Raw genomic sequence first — 17,205 nt, forward strand, 5'->3', positions numbered from 1 at the left:
AAAACTGCTGAATTGCTGCGGCGGAACTTTTAAGCCGTTGGCTTGCAGTATTGCTGATATGCAGACTGGCTTTATTTTTCTGTTTCAGCCGCTTCAGCTGCTTGTTCGGCAGCCGTTTTATTTGCAGGCTGTGATGGGGCAGGCGTATTTTGTGCTGCTGTTTGCGGTGTTTCAGCGTCAGGTTTATTTTCCGGATTGCTGCTTTTGGCTGGGCCGCTATTTTTCCAGCCATAGGTTTCAATTTTACCTTTCTTTTTTGCAGAGGCTGGCGGCGGTGCTGCTGTGTAATGCGTAGAACCTTTTGAGTCGACCCATTTGTAATATTGCTGTGCAAAGCTGCTTGGCGCAGCTGCAAGAAAAGCAGTGCCCAGTACTGCAATGACGCATTTAATTGCTGTGTTTTTCATAATGGAAGCGCATCCTGTATTGTTTTAATGGAACATGATGATGAAAATTATCAAGAAAGTTTGCGGCATTTTTAACTGTGACGCTACGCTTTTTTAGTCTGCAGCAGATAAGCGGCGCATTGATCATGATCAGTGTGAAAAAAATACAAATTTTGTTGATTTCAGCAGCATTTTAAATGCCGAAATCTATGTGTTTTTTAGACTTGCTGTAGTGGAGGCGGAAAAAATAGAAATTTCGTATTCAAATTATTTATCCGTTATATAAAAGTTTTTTATAGCTTTTTGGGAATATTTAATAAAAATCAGTAGGGCAAGGAATTGAGAGCTAAAGCGCGGCGATTAAAAAGTAAACGGACTGCGAATAAACAAGAAAAAGCCATTTTTTAAACTTGACATTGGTAGTCGAAACAACAAAAATGCTGTCTTTAGTTTTATATGCCTTAGATCGATCACCCTTCGAATAAGTGCATTTTAGCAATGGACTTCTTCTCTAGCCGAGACGATGAACAAAGCCAACAAAATATGTTTATCCCAACATGTTTTAGACCCCATATTGCTCAAACAGCAAGCAGGTCAGATTTTTTTCTTATTGCTATGAAAACTATGAAATTTGTGTGCTATAACAGTGCAGACAATCAATGAATGAGCGTCGCAGATGCCTCCCATTTGCCGGCGAAAAAAGATTAGGGTGAATCAAGTTGGAACTTTTATCTGGTGGTGAAATGCTTGTTCGCGCATTAGCGGACGAAGGCGTTGAACATGTTTTTGGATACCCAGGCGGCGCAGTACTGCATATTTACGATGCGCTATTTCAACAAGAAAAAATTAACCATTACCTCGTACGCCACGAACAAGCTGCAGGCCACATGGCAGATGCTTACTCGCGTGTAACAGGTAAGACTGGTGTTGTTCTCGTCACATCAGGTCCAGGCGCAACAAATACGGTAACTCCAATTGCAACTGCCTACATGGACTCAATCCCAATGGTGATTTTGTCAGGTCAGGTTGCGAGCCATTTAATCGGTGAGGATGCGTTCCAAGAAACGGATATGGTCGGTATTTCGCGCCCAATCGTAAAACACAGCTTCCAAGTGCGTCATGCAAGCGAAATCCCTTCAATTATTAAGAAGGCGTTTTATATTGCTTCAAGTGGCCGTCCAGGTCCTGTTGTTGTTGATATTCCAAAAGACGCAACGAACCCTGCGGAAAAATTTGCTTACGAATACCCAGAAAAAGTGAAGATGCGTTCTTATCAGCCTCCTCACCGTGGTCATTCGGGTCAAATCCGTAAAGCGATTGAAGAGTTAATTAACGCTAAACGTCCAATTATTTATACAGGCGGCGGCGTTGTTCAAGGTAATGCTTCTGCACTATTGACTGAACTTGCGCATTTGCTTGGCTATCCAGTAACCAATACGCTGATGGGCTTGGGTGCATTCCCGGGCAACGACCCGCAGTTTGTGGGCATGCTGGGTATGCATGGTACTTATGAAGCAAACATGACGATGGCAAATGCTGATCTGATCTTGGCGATTGGCGCGCGTTTTGATGACCGCGTAACAAACAATCCAGCTAAGTTCTGTCCAAATGCCAAAGTGATTCATATTGATATCGACCCAGCGACGATTTCAAAAACCATTATGGCGCATATTCCAATTGTAGGTGCAGTTGAACCTGTATTGCAGGAAATGCTGGCTCAGTTGAAGCAGCTCAATGTTTCTAAGCCAAATCCGGAAGCAATTGCGGACTGGTGGAAACAAATCAATGCATGGCGCGATGCGCATGGCTTGAAAATCGTTGCGCCGACTGACGGCACAATGAAGCCTCAGCAGGTTGTTGCTGCATTGGACAAAATTACCAATAGCCAAGCAATTATTACTTCTGACGTTGGTCAGCACCAAATGTTTGGCGCGCTGTACTACAAATATACGCGTCCGCGTCAATGGATTAACTCGGGCGGCTTGGGCACCATGGGTGTGGGCTTGCCGTATGCAATGGCTGCGAAACTTGCATTCCCAGATCAGCAAGTGGTTTGTATTACAGGTGAAGCATCCGTTCAGATGTGTATCCAGGAACTTTCTACATGTAAGCAATATGGCTTAAATGTGAAAATTCTATGCTTGAACAACCGTGCGCTAGGTATGGTTAAACAGTGGCAAGATATGAACTACGAAGGCCGTCACTCTAGTTCTTATGTAGAGTCTCTGCCTGACTTCCCTAAATTGATGGAAGCGTATGGCCATGTCGGTATTCAAATTGATCATGCCGATGAGCTTGAATCTAAGCTTGCAGAAGCAATGGCGATTAATGATAAATGTGTATTCATCAACGTCATGGTTGACCGTACAGAACACGTCTATCCAATGTTAATTGCTGGCCAGTCAATGAAAGACATGTGGTTAGGCAAAGGGGAGCGCACATCATGAGACATATTATCTCTGTACTTGTAGAAAACGAAGCAGGTGCGCTTTCACGTTTAGTGGGTTTATTTTCTCAGCGTAATTATAACATTGAGACTTTAAATGTAGCGCCGACTGAAGATCCGACGCTTTCACGCCTGACATTGACCACGTATGGCGATGATCACAAGATTGAGCAAATTACGAAGCAGCTGAACAAATTGGTTGAAGTTGTAAAAGTAGTTGATCTGTCTGAAGGCGCGCATATTGAGCGTGAACTGATGCTGATTAAAGTAAAAGCGCTAGGTTCGGCCCGTGCTGAAATCAAACGCACAGCAGATATTTTCCGTGCTCAAGTGGTTGATGTAACGCCGACGACGTACACAATTCAAATTGCAGGCACAACTGAAAAGATTGACGGTTTTATTGATGCTTTGGCTGAAAATACCATTCTTGAAGTTGTCCGTTCGGGCGTGTCGGGTATCGCGCGCGGCGAAAAAGTTTTAACAATCTAATTTTAAACATACATGCCTGCTTGTAAAAGCAGGCGCTCAGCACGGCGAAGATAAAAAACATCAATGTGCCGAGTTAAGGAAACAAAAGCATTTTAGCGGAGACAGCAATGCAAATTTTTTACGATAAAGACTGTGACTTATCTATCATCCAATCTAAGAAAGTAGCGATCATTGGTTATGGTTCACAAGGCCATGCGCATGCGCTTAACCTTAAAGACTCTGGCGTTGACGTAACTGTAGGTTTACGTGCTGGTTCTGCTTCTTGGAAAAAGGCTGAAAACTCTGGTCTTAAAGTTGCTGAAGTTCCTGCTGCTGTAGCGCAAGCTGATGTTGTTATGATTTTAACTCCAGATGAGTTTCAATCTCAGCTTTACCGCGACGTAATTGAACCAAACATCAAAGAAGGCGCGACTTTAGCATTTGCTCACGGTTTCTCTGTTCTTTATAACCAAGTTGTTCCGCGTGCTGACCTTGACGTAATTATGGTTGCTCCAAAAGCGCCTGGTCACACAGTGCGTTCTGAATACCAACGCGGTTCAGGTGTTCCAGATCTTATCGCAATCCACCAAGATGCTTCTGGCAACGCTCGTAACTTAGCTCTTTCTTACGCTTCAGGCGTAGGCGGCGGCCGTACAGGTATCATCGAAACTTCATTCCGTGAAGAGACTGAAACTGACCTTTTCGGTGAGCAAGCAGTTCTTTGCGGCGGTGCTGTTGAATTGGTTAAAATGGGCTTTGAAACGCTTGTTGAAGCTGGTTATGCTCCAGAAATGGCTTACTTCGAATGTCTGCACGAACTTAAATTGATCGTTGACTTAATGTTCGAAGGCGGTATCGCGGACATGAACTACTCAGTATCTAACAACGCTGAATACGGCGAATATGTAACAGGTACTGAAGTGATCAACGAACAGTCTCGTGAAGCGATGCGCAATGCGCTTAAACGCATTCAATCTGGCGAATACGCGAAAATGTTCATCAACGAAGGCGCTTTAAACTACCCTTCAATGACTGCTCGCCGCCGTCAAAATGCTGCTCACGGTATCGAAGTAACGGGTAACAAGTTACGTGCGATGATGCCTTGGATTCAAGCGAACAAAATCGTTGATAAAGAGAAAAACTAATTTCTCGAATCATATGATTTGAAGAAACCCACTCATTTTGAGTGGGTTTTTTAATGGCTAAGTTTCGTGCCTTAGAAATAGACAAGCATGCTTTCTATTTTTGCGTACCTTGGATCCAAGCGAACAGAATCGTAGACAAAGAAAAGAACTAAGTTCTAATTTAAAAGCCTTTGTTTGTAACAGGAGCTTTTTATGTCTTAATTAATTAGAATTGGGGAGTCTCATAGTTGAGATCCTTGTGCCAATGTTCGTTGTTTAAATGCGTCATCTTGAATCCAAAAGTCTTTAAAATATCCTTCATTGATAATAATAGGATAAGATTGCCCGATTTTTAAACTATGATTAAATCCAGCCCATTTTTCATGGATATAAATTTCATTCAACCTAGTTTTTTCTTGAAGCTCAGGTGTGAGTTGCCACGTTTGGTAACGGCTGTCTGTTGCTGTGAGTTTGAGCGAATAAATTTGAGAATGATGGGGGTTTTGTTCGCTATACCAGCGATTGGCTTGTAATCCGACAGCATACAAAGTTGTGCCCAATATAAAACTGCAAACGAGGGCTGATGCAAAAGGATGGCTCTTTTGCTCTGCGCGAATGACAGCATAACTCAAAGCAAAGGCAAGTAATCCTGCAGGAATCAACCCTAAATAAGACTCCACACCAAAGTGAATCGCCTCTAAGGGAATAAAGAAAAATACACTGCCTAAAGCAAGTGTTCCAAAGACTAGGTGGAGCGGTGTTTGACCAATATCTTGATGAATAGCGGGATTTGGGGTTTCTTCTGTATTGGTATTGAGTGGTGTTTCGAGTCCCCAGTCTTGATTAATGTGTTTGATTAAATCAGTGGTTTGTTCGGCGGAAAATTGTTGTAAAGCTAACTTTTTCATCGGGGCTTTGTTGAGCTGATTTGTTATTGTTACTTGAGTGTGTAACTGAAAATGCACATCCCCATGCAGTTTCCAGTCTAATGCGGAGTCTATTTCAGGTTTTCGACTAAATAGCTTCTTCGATAAAATTGGGTGTTTTGCTTTTAATAAATGCCTTTGATTAGGTGTAATTGTGATTTTTTCAATTTGATCACGTTGTATTTCATAACTAAAAAATGGACCAAATTTGAGAGTGAGTCGGTGAGTGCTTAAACTGAGGCGAACCGTAAGTGTGATCAACAAAGTATAAAACAAAAAAAGGGGTTCAAAATATTCGATTTCCTCCAGTTGATTGGCAAGATAATGTTGTGTATTGAAAAATAGATGTACTGCAAGCATTCCTAAAATTGCCCAGCTCGTCACTTTATAGATGTGTGGCTGAAAGCTCAAAATTTCACGTTCAGGGGCGGATTTCAAATTCATTAAATTTCTATTTTTATTATTTGATTGTTTTTTAGGTTAATTTATATGGTGGGATAAAACAATGGCTTACAGATTAATTGAGCTTTAGTTTGTGAAAGTGATAAGCAAAGTCTATACATTGAATGAAATTGAGATGTGCTAGTGTATTTGCAGTTAGGTCATTTCTTTGTGTGGCTGCATTATGAATAATAAAATCCTCCCGAGTTTTGTACTTCTTCTTTTCTCTGGCTTGAGTTTCGCAGAAACTGCTCCTGCTCTAGAGAGTAACGGTCAGCAGCTCTCTCCTTTAACCAATGTCCGTGTGTCTATGCAGCGCATGCTCCGCTCCAGTGAAGAGCGTTATTTTTTGGATTTATATGCTGGTGTGTGGAACCCTAAAGCAACTCTTTATGATGAGCTGAATCAGACGGAGATGGACTTTAAAGGGGCGCAAAAAGGTGATGTTTTAGAGCTTAAATCAGTGAATATGCCTGAGGGTAAGCAATCTGAGCTAAAAGGTTATTTAAATGCAAATAGCGGTGTATTCGATGCGGTGCTGGTGAATGCAGACGGCGCGAAAAATGTGCGTTTTGAACCTGCGTTTAAAGCCGTGGATAAGCCAGTCTTTGTTTTTAAATTTTATGGTGTTGAAGAGGCAGCGCAGCCTTATGGCAAGGTGTTGAAACGGGTCGATGTGGTTGATAAAAATACAGGTAAAATTAAACAAAGCCTGACAGGTTTTAATGCATTTGCAAACAGTGTCGGTTATATGGATGTCAACTTCGACGGTTATTACGATTTGGTGCTGTCTGATATTTCAGATGCTAAAAAAGTAGAAGATAAGCGCTTTGTTTATTGGATGTTTAATCCTAAAACAATGCAATTTCAGCGTTCTGCCCAGCTGGATGCATTGGTTGGCTTTCCGCGTTTGCATGGCAATAAGCAGCAGATTGATTTTGGCAATAATCGGCTCTATCGGGTTAGAGATGGTTTAATGTATTTGGAGCCATAGTTTTTGATGGCTTATTCAGAACCTTTAAAATAAAAAGTACATTTGTATATAAATTTTTTATTTGATTGATTGCGATAGTAATTATCTTGTGCGTTTGAGAATTAATATTATTAAAATTTGTTATTGTATTGTTTATGTAAACCAGCATATGATTGAACTGCTTTATAATTTTAAAAAAATAGGTGATGTTTTTGGCGCTTTGCCATACTGCAGTTTGCGGAAAATGCTGTAACTTTGCGCGGCTGTGTTTTTTTGATGAGGGAGCTGCACACAAACTCTTTATTGGTTTTTGTGCGGTATTGCTGTCCCTGTTTGTCGTAACAGAAGTGCATGCGCAACAAAGCGCGGCCAAATGCCATGCTGAACTTCAGCACATTCAATCTGCAAAAGGTGCGGGAGAGGCTGGGAAGAGCCGTCCGGAAGCATCGCAGTGGCAAACGATTCAACGTCTGCCTGATTATTGGAATGAGCGCTGGCCGAAATTCAGCGGAACCGTTTGGTATAAGCTGACATGGCAGTTTTCCTGCGAACAGGAACAAAATCAGCCCATGATGCTGTCGATCAGTTTTATCAATATGGCTGGTCAGGTTTATATCAATGATCATTTCCTGTGGCAAAGCAAATCACTTGAAGAGCCGCTGTCGCGAAACTGGAATATGCCAAGACGGTGGATGCTGCCGGTAGGTGTTTTAAAGTCAGGTGAAAATACGGTGTATATCCGTGTTGAAGGCGTTTCTGAACTTAATCCCGGAATTGGTCTCGTACACTTGGCTGACTATGAATCTACTATGGCGAAGTTTGAGCGCTATTGGCTGGAAATGCGCGGTTTGCAGACTTACACGCTGTGTTTGGAGGTTGCCTTAGGAGTTATTGCCGCATTTGTCTGGCTGTTCAGGCGTAAGGAAACTGCATTTGGCTACTACGCTTTAGCAACATTGCTATGGGTTGTGTATACCGCTATGAATTTGATAGTTGAGCCGCTTTTTGCGCTAAACACCATCAATTTTGCACGGATACAAGGTTTATGTTTTTTAGCTTATATTTGTATTACCTGTTTATATAATTGGCGTTTTGCAAACTTTAGTGCGCTTTGGGCAGAGCGTTTTTTGGCATGGCTTTTCTTTGCATTTGTGCTGTTGATTGCAGTGCTGCCGGCTGAATATACATATGCTGTTTTGCAAAGCAGTTTTGCTGCAGGCATTGTCATTTATGTATTGAACTGCATTGTTTACCCTGTCATTGCATTTCGCTCAAAACAGCCAGAAGCGTATTGTTTAGCCGTTCTGATTTTCTTTATATATTTGCCGCTGGCGCTGCATGACTGTTTTCGTTTGTATAAACAAGAAGGCCGCTTACTGTTTGTTTATGCCTCACCTTTTACAACTGTGATCTTGGCAAGTATTTTTGCTTTGCGCTTAACCCGCAGCATGAAGGGTGTGGAACATTTTAATGCGAAGCTTGGGCGGACTGTAGAGCAGGTGCGTACAGAGTTGAGCGAAAGTTTAAATCAGCGTCATGAGCTGGAATTGAATAATGCTAAATTGCAAGAACGAATTCAGCTGGCGCATGACCTGCATGATGGATTGGGCAGTTCGCTGGTGAGGTCAATGGCTTCAATCGAGCAAAGCCGTAATGATTTAAGCAATAAACAGTTTTTATCGGTGCTTAAACATTTGCGTGATGATTTGAGGCTGATTGTAGACAGCGGATCCAGTCTGGATGCCAATGTACCGGATACACCAGTTTTGTGGGCGGCTCCAGTCCGTTATCGTTTTAATCAGCTTTTTGATGAATTGGATATAGCAGTGCGCTGGTGTATTCCTGACAGCTGGCAAGGAAATATTGCTGTTGCGGACTGTATTTCATTACAGCGGGTATTAGAAGAGAGTTTGACCAATGTTTTGAAGCATAGCTATGCTAATTCTGTTGAAGTTTGTATGAAGGTAGAAAATGAAGAGCTGACTATTTCTGTGCAAGATAATGGTGTTGGTTTTGATATTGCCGCGGTGCATGATTCAGGGTTGAGTGTGGGCTTGCGCAGTATGAGCGCAAGGCTGAAAAAAATAAAAGCGGAACTGGAAGTGGTGTCACAGCCGGGCTGTACACGGGTTACGGTCAGGAAGAAAAATCATTCTTTTCAATAAAGAGCGCTGTCAAAAAAGTGTCATTGAAATCACATTAAAATGCAAACAAGCTGATCTAGACTGAAACAAAAAATACAGATAACAGATAGGTGGCGCATGTCAGATCAGATGGCGGCAGGCTTGTTTAAGCAGCATTTGCCCGATACCGTGCGGTTTTACTTTAAAAATAAAAATGTACAGCATATTCAGCGTGAATTGCGTGAACTGAATGATTTGGTGAGGCCGCGCCTAAGAATAGCAATTGTGACAGAAACTTGGCCTCCTGAAATTAATGGCGTGGCTTTGTCTTTGCTGCAGCTCTGCAGGGGATTGCAGCAGCAGGGGCATAAAATCTTACTTATCCGCCCGCAGCAGCAGCGGCGCTGTTCAGATTTTCAGCCGCAGCAGGAATGCCTCGTTATGGCGCAGTCTATTCCGCGTTATCCAAGTCTAAAATTTGGCTGGCCGCAGTTTTTAAAAGTATCTAATGCGATTGAGCATTTTGAGCCGGATGTGGTGCATATTGTGACCGAAGGACCTTTAGGGCTGGCTGCGCTGCAGGCGGCTAAAAATAAAAAAATACCCATTTCCAGCGGCTTTCATTCAGCTTTTCAGGATTTCAGCAGGTTTTTTGATTTAGCATTTCTGCTTAAGCCTATACAGCGCTATCTTTGCTGGTTTCATAACAGTACGCAGCTGACCTGTGTGCCCAGTCAAGGTACGGCACAATCTTTGCAAGCATTGGGTGTGGATTGTCCTATGGCGGTGGTCGGGCGCGGTGTAGATGTTGAACGTTTTCATCCTAAGCATGCCTCCGCTGCGCTTCGGCAGCGCTGGGGGGCGGGTGAGCAGTCTACAGTGCTGCTGTATGTCGGCAGACTGTCGCCAGAAAAAGAAGTCAACGTTATTTTGGATGCCTTTATTGCGCAGGCGCGGGCAGGAGAAGCAAACCGCTGTTTGGTTATTGTCGGTGATGGTCCAGAGCGTGAAAAATTGCAGCGTATCAGTCAGGGCTATCCCGTGGTGTTCACCGGAAGTTTAAGCGGCGGACAGCTGGCAGAAGCCTATGCAAGTGCAGATGTTTTTGTATTTGCAGGTCAAGTAGAGACATTCGGCAATGTTGTGCTTGAGGCGATGGCCAGCGGGCTGCCAGTTGTGGCTTACCGTTATGCATGTGCAGCGCAGCATGTGCGCCATGAGCAGTCAGGGTGGCTGAGTGAGCGTGGAGATATTGCGGGTTTTAAGCGCAATATGCTGCATCTGCCGCCGAGAAGCGTATTGAAGCGGATGGGCCGTACAGCCTTTGCTGCTGTACAGCAGGCGGGCTGGCAGCATCCTGTACAGCAGTTTGAGCAGGCTTTGTATACAGCGGCCAATGTGGTGAATGAGTAGTTTTTGATATGGGCAAAGTAATGGAAGTGAGGCCAGTGATTAAGTTTGGTATGAGGTGATTAAAACCGCCTGAGGAGAGAAAAATGAATTTTAAAAATGCAAAAATAAGAATGCTTGATCTCGATTTAAAAGGCTGTATTTATCTCAACACATTTTCCCACTCAGAGCGGGTGGCATATTTTTTTAAAATGATCAGCCGTCTTGGAGACGGAATATTTTGGTATGTGATGCTGGCCGCTGTGTGGATGCTGCAAGGGCTGGCCTATGGCGCGCAGCTGCTGTACGTGGTGTTGAGCAGTTTGACTGGTACAGGTATTTATAAGCTGCTGAAACACAAAACAGTACGTCCGCGTCCTTATCAGGTGCATCAAGTGGTGCGTTTATGTGAGCGGCCGCTGGATCATTTCAGCTTTCCGTCTGGGCATACGCTGCATGCGGTGATGGCAACCTCTGTACTTGGCTGGGTGCAGCCGATTTTACTGATTTTAATGCTGCCGTTCACGGTGCTGGTTGCGCTGTCGCGCATGGTGCTTGGCCTGCATTATCCAAGTGATGTGGCTGTGGGCGCGCTGATTGGCGGTGCAGTCGCCAGCGCAATTATTTTGGGTGCGCCGCTGCTGCATATCATGCTGTAAATGCAATGCAAGAAAAAATACATTTTGCCTGCAGTGAAAGCTTAGGCAGATTTTTTGAAATTTGTTAAAGTACAGCATCATTTATAGGATCTAAGGAAGAGTCACATGGGCTTACGCTGGACAGATACCATTGATATCGCTATTGAGCTTTATGAAGCGCATCCAGATGTAGATCCGCAGTGGATCCGTTTTACTGATTTGCATGCTTGGGTTTGCGCTTTGCCTGATTTTTCAGACAACCCTGAAAAGTCAACGGAAGGTTTGCTGGAAGCGATTCAAATGGCTTGGATTGATGAGGCGAGCTGAGAGCTCATCGAAAAAAGCAATTTTTTTACATCTGAAAAGCAGAAAATGGCGCATTATTCGGTATAATGCGCCAAATTTTCCTGTCAACATTATGACTTAAGGAGCCTATCATGGCTATCGAACGTACTTTATCTATCGTTAAACCAGACGCAGTTGCTAAAAACCACATTGGCGACATCTTTGCTCGTTTTGAGAAAGCTGGTCTTCAAATCGTTGCAACTAAAATGAAACACTTGACTCAAGCTGAAGCTGAAGGCTTCTACGCTGAACACAAAGAACGCGGTTTCTTTGCTGACCTAGTTGCATTCATGACTTCTGGTCCAGTTGTTGTTTCTGTTCTTGAAGGCGAAAACGCAGTTCTTGCTCACCGTGACATCCTTGGCGCGACTAACCCGAAAGAAGCTGCTGCTGGCACTATCCGCGCTGACTTCGCTGTAAGCATCGACGAAAACGCTGCTCACGGTTCTGACTCTGTAGCATCTGCTGACCGTGAAGTTAACTACTTCTTCGCTCAAACTGAGATTGCTCCGCGTACTCGTTAATTCGAAGTATTCAAACCAGATAAGTGTTATTATACTTATCTGGTTTTTTTATTCTCTGAATAAAGCTTTGCTCGTTTATTGAGCTTCTCCTTTCATCAAATAGACATGGTTTAGGTAATTACACATGAGTACTGAAGCAGTGGCTGTATCAGCAGTTTCTGAACCGCAGCAACACACTCCATCCGCTCCAGCACAGGCTAAAACTGTCGAGAAAGTGAATTTACTTGGCATGTCGCGTCCGCAAATGGAAAAGTTTTTCGAAGATATGGGCGAAAAGAAATTCCGTGCTGGGCAGGTGATGAAATGGATTCACCAGTTCTTTGTGACTGATTTTGCTGAAATGACCAATATTTCAGGCAAATTGCGTGAAAAGCTGGAAAAAATTTGTGAAATTAAAGCGCCGGAAGTGGTGCATAAAAATTATTCGAAAGACGGTACCCGTAAATGGGTATTCCGTGTGGGCGACGGTGAAGGCTCGCTGGTAGAAACGGTTTTAATTCCAGCAGAACACCGCAGCGGTTTGCGCCGCACCTTGTGTATTTCTTCACAAGTAGGCTGTGCGCTGGACTGTTCATTTTGTTCGACAGGCAAGCAAGGTTTCCAGCGTGACTTAAGCCAAGCGGAAATTATTGGCCAGCTGTGGATGGCAAACTATTCTTATATGGAAGAGGTGCCAGTGCTTGAGCGTGAGCGCTCGGTGACTAACGTAGTGATGATGGGCATGGGTGAACCGCTGCTGAACTATGATGCAGTATTAAACTCGATGCGTACCATGCTGGATGACTTTGCTTATGGCATGTCTAAGCGCCGTGTCACGCTGTCAACGTCAGGCGTGGTGCCTAAAATTGATCAGATGGTGAAAGATATTGATGTTGCTTTGGCGATTTCACTGCATGCGCCAAATGATGAGCTGCGCAACGAACTTGTGCCAATCAATAAAAAGTACCCGCTAGAACAATTGATTGCTGCTTGCCAGCGCTATATTGCGAAAGACGGCAATGAAAGTTCGCGTAAACACGTGACGATTGAGTATGTGATGCTGGATGGGGTGAATGATCAGCCAGAGCATGCGCAGCAAATGATTAAGCTGCTGAAAAACCTGCCTAGCAAAATCAATTTGATCCCATTCAACCCATTTCCGCATGCGCCATACGGCCGTTCAAGCCGCAACCGCATTATTTCTTTCCAAAAAACTTTGTCTGATGCCGGTTTTGTGTGTACGATTCGTCAGACACGCGGAGATGATATTGATGCTGCGTGCGGACAATTAGTAGGGCAAGTTGCTGACCGTACACGCCGTGCGGAGCAATGGAAAAAGAAAGTTGCAGCGCAAAATGAGATTCTGCGCTCACAAGGATAATAATGAGGCAGCCAATTGAGCAGATCGACGTATAAAATTGCTTTAGTTTCATCTTTGATGATTGCAGCGGGTGTATTGACTGGGTGTCAGTCCACCAGCAGTGATATTGTAAAAAAAGATCCAAAAAAAGCGGTACAAGTACGCACTCAAATGGCTGTTGAGTATTTGAAGACGGGTGATTTGGATGCTGCCAAGCGTGAACTTGATCAAGCTTTGCAAACCAATAGCCGTGATGCGCAAGCCAATATGATGATGGGGGTGCTGCTGCAGCAGGAAGGCAGCGCCATCAACATGGAAAAAGCGGATACTTATTTTAAGCGTGCGCTGGCGTCCGATTCTAAAAATGCGCAAATTCGTAACAACTACGGTACGTATTTGTATCAAATTGGGCGCTATACTGACGCGCTTGAACAGCTGAATATTGCCGGTGCAGCATTGGGTTATGATCAGCGTTCAAAAGCTTTAGAAAATGCAGGGCAGATTTACCTCAAATTGGGGGATACAGTGAATGCTGAAAAAACATTCAAACAAGCCTTGCAAGCCAATCGTTCTTCATTCATTTCAATGTTAGAGTTGGCAGAAATTTTTTATTTGAACCAGCAGACTGCTGAAGCGGCACGATTGTATGAACAATTTGTCCGTTCAGTAGGTCAAAATAATCAGAGCGCCCGTGCGCTTTGGATTGGTATCCGCATTGCGCGTGCGAATCAAGATAATTTGGGTATGCAGGTATTAATTAACCAATTGCGTGCATTATTTCCAGAAAGTCCTGAATACCAACGTTATTTGCAATTACAGTACAGTACTGAGGCCGTATGGAAGTAAATCCTAATTCACCGCAATCGAGTTCTTCGAGCGCTACCCCAAATGCGTTAGGAAATGTTCAGCGTCCAGGTGAGTACTTGCGTCAAGTCCGTATTACCCAAAAGTTGAATTTGGAAGACGTGGCTCAGGAATTAAATATTCCAGTGAAAACGCTGACTGCCTTGGAACAGGATGATTATAACTCGTTGCCTGAAGCAACGTTTATCAAAGGGTATTACCGTACCTATGCAAAATTTCTCAAAGTGGATGCTACCAATATCATTCAGCGTTTTGATGAAATTTATGCCAATGATACTGGTTTATTGCCCAATCATGCTTTAAATAATTCGCCAATTAAAATTATGGGCAAATTGCCTGGTTCAAACCGTGACCGTAACCGTAAATGGTTAAAACGCGCTTTGATTGCATTGGCTGTTTTTATTGTTGCGGGCTTGATTGTGACCGCCGTACAGAATATGTCTGACAGCAAAAATACAGATGAACCTGCAGCTGAGAGCGCGGAAGTTCAAATCTTAAGTATGGATGGCAATGCCTCGGTTGTTTCTGGTGATCAGCTGGATTTGACTTTCAATCGTCCGACTTCTGTGCATATTGTCGATTCGACTGGCAAAGTCCTGGCGACAGGCCGTCAGGCAACAACTTTAAGCTTAAATGGCGAGGCGCCTTTCCAAATTCGTTTGGATGATGCTGAAGCAGTAGCACTGAGCTTAAATAGCGAAAATATTTCATTGTCGCCTTATACCGTGAACGGTAAAGCAGATTTCCGTTTATCGCGTTAAGGCATAGCAGAGCAGACTTGAACAATGATTGTAAATCCAATTAAACGCCGTCCAACCCGCAAAATCCGTGTCGGTTCGGTGTATGTGGGCGGTGATGCGCCAATCAGCATTCAAAGCATGACCAATACAGAAACGTGTGATGTAGAAGCAACGGTTGCGCAAATTCAGCGCTGTGCAGATGCAGGCGCAGATATCATGCGTGTTTCGGTGCCGACGATGGAAGCTGCTGAAGCATTTGGCGAAATCCGTAAGCGCTCACAAGTGCCATTGGTTGCCGACATTCATTTTGACTACAAGATCGCACTGCGTGTTGCTGATCTTGGTGCCGATTGTTTACGTATTAACCCGGGCAACATCGGCTCAGAAGCAAAAATCCGTGAGGTGGTGGCTGCTGCGCGCCATAACGATATTTCCATGCGTATTGGCGTGAATGCTGGCTCACTGGAAAAAGATATTCAAAAAAAATACGGTGAGCCGACAGGCCAAGCATTGCTTGAATCGGCAATGCGCCATATTGATATTTTAGACCGTTTGGATTTTCACGAGTTTAAAGTATCCGTTAAAGCATCGAATGTTTTTTTAACCATGGATGCTTACCGTTTGCTGTCTCAGCAAATTGATAATCCGCTGCACTTAGGTGTGACTGAAGCTGGTATTTACCGTACCGGTTCTGTGAAGTCTGCCATTGCTTTGGGCGGCCTGCTGATGGAAGGCATTGGCGATACCATGCGTATTTCGTTGGCTGCAGAACCAGAAGAAGAAGTGAAAATTGGCTTTGATATTTTAAAATCATTAAGCCTGCGTTCTAACGGCATTAACTTCATTGCTTGCCCAAGCTGTTCGCGTCAGGAATTTAACGTGATTTCAGTGATGCAGGCTTTGGAAGAGCGTTTGGAAGATATCCGTACGCCAATGGATGTATCTGTCATTGGCTGTAAGGTGAATGGCCCGGGCGAAGCCAAAGAAGCCGATATTGGCGTGGTAGGTGCAAGTCCGCGTTCACTGGTGTATCGTAATGGTGAAAAGAGCCATTTAATTGACACAAATCAGTTGGTTGACGAAATCGAAGCGATGGTTCGTCAACGTGTTAGCGATCTTGATGACGCTAAAGCTAAAGAGATTATTCGCACAAGTTTTTCTGAGTAAATCATGAGTTCAATTGCCGCAATCAAAGGTTTTAATGACATTCTGCCAACGCAAACAGCTGCTTGGAGACGTCTAGAACAGCACCTGTCTGCATTGATGGATGCATATGGCTATCAGCAAATCCGCCTGCCGATCGTTGAACAAACAAACTTGTTCAAGCGTTCTATTGGTGATGCAACAGATATTGTTGAAAAAGAGATGTATACGTTTTTAGACAAAGGCCAGCCGCCAGAGTCTTTAACGCTGCGTCCTGAAGGTACAGCAGGCTGCGTACGCGCAATGCTTGAGCATAATTTGCTGCGCGGCGCGACACCGAAAGTTTGGTATCTTGGTCCAATGTTCCGCTATGAAAAGCCGCAGAAAGGCCGTTACCGCCAGTTTCATCAGTTTGGTGTAGAAACTTTTGGCGTATCTACTCCTGATCAGGATGCGGAACTGATTTTGATGACTGCGCGTTTGTGGAAACGCATGGGCGTGGCAGACAAAGTGCAGCTGGAGCTGAACACATTAGGCGAGTCTGACGAGCGCGCTGCTTACCGCGCTGCTTTGGTGGAGTTCTTAGAGGTTCATAAAGCAGATTTGGATGAGGATTCACAGCGCCGTTTAACGACAAATCCGCTGCGTATTCTAGATTCTAAAGATGCTAAAACGCAGTCTATTTTAGTCAATGCGCCAAAATTGCATGACTTTATGGGCGAAGAAACATTAGCGCATTTTGCCCAGCTGCAGCAGTATTTGACAGATGCGGGCATCAGCTTTGTGATTAACCAAAAATTGGTGCGCGGTTTAGACTACTACAACAAAACGGTATTTGAGTGGACGACCGCTCATTTAGGTTCACAAGGCACTGTATGCGCTGGCGGCCGTTATGACGGTTTAGTTGGACAGCTGAAAGGCAAAGCAGACCAGTCTGTTCCAGCCGTTGGTTTCGCAATGGGCATGGAGCGTTTGCTTCTTCTGCTGGAACAGCTTGAAGACAATACTCCTGTACGCGACTGCGAAATGTTCCTTGTGTCTGAGCCGGCTTCACAAAGTAAAGCTTTGGTGCTGGCAGAGCAAATTCGTGATCAGCTGGAAGCAGCGGGCAGCGCATTGCGTTTAAAAACAGGCTCACAAGGCTCAATGAAATCGCAAATGAAAAAAGCGGATCAGGCAGGTGCAGTATTTGCTTTGATTTACGGCGAGCGCGAGTGGGAAGCACAGCAGCTGTCTGTCAAAGAGCTGGCGACAGCAGAGCAGACTGAAGTTGCAGTGGCGGACATTGTGCCGTTCATTATTGATAAAATTTCTTCAAAATAAGTCATAACAGATA

Annotated in this window: 16 protein-coding genes; 14 read left to right on the forward strand and 2 right to left on the reverse strand. The window is 44.1% G+C overall.

Going from position 1 to position 17,205, the window contains the following annotated elements:
- Nucleotides 1–71: 71 nt before the first annotated feature.
- Nucleotides 72–407 (reverse strand): DUF4124 domain-containing protein, encoded by a 336-nt coding sequence (locus D7V32_RS03710; RefSeq protein ID WP_120401575.1) that lies wholly within the window; start codon nt 405–407, stop codon nt 72–74.
- Between the two features lie 698 nt (nt 408–1,105).
- Here D7V32_RS03710 and D7V32_RS03715 point away from each other — a divergent pair.
- From D7V32_RS03715 to ilvC, 3 genes are all read left to right on the forward strand, one after another.
- Nucleotides 1,106–2,833 carry an acetolactate synthase 3 large subunit gene (locus D7V32_RS03715; RefSeq protein WP_120401576.1) on the forward strand — a complete coding sequence of 576 codons (1,728 nt, stop codon included), beginning with the start codon at nt 1,106–1,108 and terminating at the stop codon, nt 2,831–2,833.
- On the forward strand, nt 2,830–3,321 hold the full coding sequence (gene ilvN / locus D7V32_RS03720) for an acetolactate synthase small subunit (protein ID WP_120365147.1): 492 nt from the start codon (nt 2,830–2,832) through the stop codon (nt 3,319–3,321). Before D7V32_RS03715 ends, ilvN begins: the two co-directional genes overlap by 4 nt.
- 107 nt (nt 3,322–3,428) lie before the next feature.
- On the forward strand, nt 3,429–4,445 hold the full coding sequence (gene ilvC / locus D7V32_RS03725; protein WP_120401577.1) for a ketol-acid reductoisomerase: 1,017 nt from the start codon (nt 3,429–3,431) through the stop codon (nt 4,443–4,445).
- A 221-nt stretch (nt 4,446–4,666) separates the two neighbouring features.
- Here ilvC and D7V32_RS03730 read toward each other — a convergent pair whose 3' ends face one another.
- A complete protein-coding gene (locus D7V32_RS03730) occupies nt 4,667–5,794 on the reverse strand; it encodes a hypothetical protein (protein ID WP_120401578.1) in 1,128 nt (375 codons plus the stop codon).
- A gap of 181 nt (nt 5,795–5,975) precedes the next feature.
- On the opposite strand from D7V32_RS03730, the gene D7V32_RS03735 reads away from it, so the two are divergent.
- The 11 genes from D7V32_RS03735 (at nt 5,976) to hisS (ending at nt 17,192) form a co-directional block, all read left to right on the forward strand.
- On the forward strand, nt 5,976–6,785 hold the full coding sequence (locus tag D7V32_RS03735; RefSeq protein WP_120401579.1) for an XAC2610-related protein: 810 nt from the start codon (nt 5,976–5,978) through the stop codon (nt 6,783–6,785).
- A gap of 191 nt (nt 6,786–6,976) precedes the next feature.
- Nucleotides 6,977–8,929: a sensor histidine kinase gene (locus D7V32_RS03740; protein WP_171407569.1), complete on the forward strand. Its 1,953-nt coding sequence runs from the start codon at nt 6,977–6,979 to the stop codon at nt 8,927–8,929.
- A gap of 96 nt (nt 8,930–9,025) precedes the next feature.
- Nucleotides 9,026–10,300 carry a glycosyltransferase family 4 protein gene (locus D7V32_RS03745; protein WP_120401581.1) on the forward strand — a complete coding sequence of 425 codons (1,275 nt, stop codon included), beginning with the start codon at nt 9,026–9,028 and terminating at the stop codon, nt 10,298–10,300.
- An 83-nt stretch (nt 10,301–10,383) separates the two neighbouring features.
- Complete coding sequence (locus D7V32_RS03750; RefSeq protein ID WP_120401582.1) at nt 10,384–10,935, forward strand: phosphatase PAP2 family protein; 552 nt, start codon at nt 10,384–10,386, stop codon at nt 10,933–10,935.
- A 105-nt stretch (nt 10,936–11,040) separates the two neighbouring features.
- Nucleotides 11,041–11,241: a Fe-S cluster assembly protein IscX gene (iscX, locus tag D7V32_RS03755; protein ID WP_120401583.1), complete on the forward strand. Its 201-nt coding sequence runs from the start codon at nt 11,041–11,043 to the stop codon at nt 11,239–11,241.
- A gap of 110 nt (nt 11,242–11,351) precedes the next feature.
- Entirely contained in the window at nt 11,352–11,783 is a 432-nt protein-coding gene (ndk, locus tag D7V32_RS03760; RefSeq protein ID WP_120401584.1) for a nucleoside-diphosphate kinase, read from the forward strand.
- A 124-nt stretch (nt 11,784–11,907) separates the two neighbouring features.
- Nucleotides 11,908–13,143 (forward strand): 23S rRNA (adenine(2503)-C(2))-methyltransferase RlmN, encoded by a 1,236-nt coding sequence (gene rlmN / locus D7V32_RS03765; RefSeq protein WP_120401585.1) that lies wholly within the window; start codon nt 11,908–11,910, stop codon nt 13,141–13,143.
- A 57-nt stretch (nt 13,144–13,200) separates the two neighbouring features.
- Nucleotides 13,201–13,968 carry a type IV pilus biogenesis/stability protein PilW gene (pilW, locus tag D7V32_RS03770; protein ID WP_407641530.1) on the forward strand — a complete coding sequence of 256 codons (768 nt, stop codon included), beginning with the start codon at nt 13,201–13,203 and terminating at the stop codon, nt 13,966–13,968.
- Nucleotides 13,959–14,747: a helix-turn-helix domain-containing protein gene (locus D7V32_RS03775; RefSeq protein ID WP_120401587.1), complete on the forward strand. Its 789-nt coding sequence runs from the start codon at nt 13,959–13,961 to the stop codon at nt 14,745–14,747. The genes pilW and D7V32_RS03775 overlap by 10 nt, the downstream gene beginning before the upstream one ends.
- Nucleotides 14,748–14,771: 24 nt before the next feature.
- Nucleotides 14,772–15,893, forward strand: coding sequence for a flavodoxin-dependent (E)-4-hydroxy-3-methylbut-2-enyl-diphosphate synthase (ispG, locus tag D7V32_RS03780; protein WP_120401588.1), 1,122 nt, complete (start codon nt 14,772–14,774; stop codon nt 15,891–15,893).
- A 3-nt stretch (nt 15,894–15,896) separates the two neighbouring features.
- Complete coding sequence (gene hisS, locus D7V32_RS03785) at nt 15,897–17,192, forward strand: histidine--tRNA ligase (RefSeq protein ID WP_120401589.1); 1,296 nt, start codon at nt 15,897–15,899, stop codon at nt 17,190–17,192.
- Nucleotides 17,193–17,205: the final 13 nt, after the last annotated feature.

It is taken from the genome of Acinetobacter tianfuensis (assembly GCF_003611465.1).
GTDB classification, from domain to species: domain Bacteria; phylum Pseudomonadota; class Gammaproteobacteria; order Pseudomonadales; family Moraxellaceae; genus Acinetobacter; species Acinetobacter tianfuensis.

Bases quoted from the DNA above. Each gene is read 5' to 3' on its own strand.
- D7V32_RS03710 (WP_120401575.1), bottom strand. From the start codon at position 407: ATGAAAAACACAGCAATTAAATGCGTCATTGCAGTACTGGGCACTGCT.
- ilvN (WP_120365147.1), top strand. From the start codon at position 2,830: ATGAGACATATTATCTCTGTACTTGTAGAAAACGAAGCAGGTGCGCTT.
- ilvC (WP_120401577.1), top strand. From the start codon at position 3,429: ATGCAAATTTTTTACGATAAAGACTGTGACTTATCTATCATCCAATCT.
- D7V32_RS03730 (WP_120401578.1), bottom strand. From the start codon at position 5,794: ATGAATTTGAAATCCGCCCCTGAACGTGAAATTTTGAGCTTTCAGCCA.
- D7V32_RS03735 (WP_120401579.1), top strand. From the start codon at position 5,976: ATGAATAATAAAATCCTCCCGAGTTTTGTACTTCTTCTTTTCTCTGGC.
- D7V32_RS03745 (WP_120401581.1), top strand. From the start codon at position 9,026: ATGTCAGATCAGATGGCGGCAGGCTTGTTTAAGCAGCATTTGCCCGAT.
- D7V32_RS03750 (WP_120401582.1), top strand. From the start codon at position 10,384: ATGAATTTTAAAAATGCAAAAATAAGAATGCTTGATCTCGATTTAAAA.
- iscX (WP_120401583.1), top strand. From the start codon at position 11,041: ATGGGCTTACGCTGGACAGATACCATTGATATCGCTATTGAGCTTTAT.
- ndk (WP_120401584.1), top strand. From the start codon at position 11,352: ATGGCTATCGAACGTACTTTATCTATCGTTAAACCAGACGCAGTTGCT.
- rlmN (WP_120401585.1), top strand. From the start codon at position 11,908: ATGAGTACTGAAGCAGTGGCTGTATCAGCAGTTTCTGAACCGCAGCAA.
- pilW (WP_407641530.1), top strand. From the start codon at position 13,201: ATGATTGCAGCGGGTGTATTGACTGGGTGTCAGTCCACCAGCAGTGAT.
- D7V32_RS03775 (WP_120401587.1), top strand. From the start codon at position 13,959: ATGGAAGTAAATCCTAATTCACCGCAATCGAGTTCTTCGAGCGCTACC.
- ispG (WP_120401588.1), top strand. From the start codon at position 14,772: ATGATTGTAAATCCAATTAAACGCCGTCCAACCCGCAAAATCCGTGTC.
- hisS (WP_120401589.1), top strand. From the start codon at position 15,897: ATGAGTTCAATTGCCGCAATCAAAGGTTTTAATGACATTCTGCCAACG.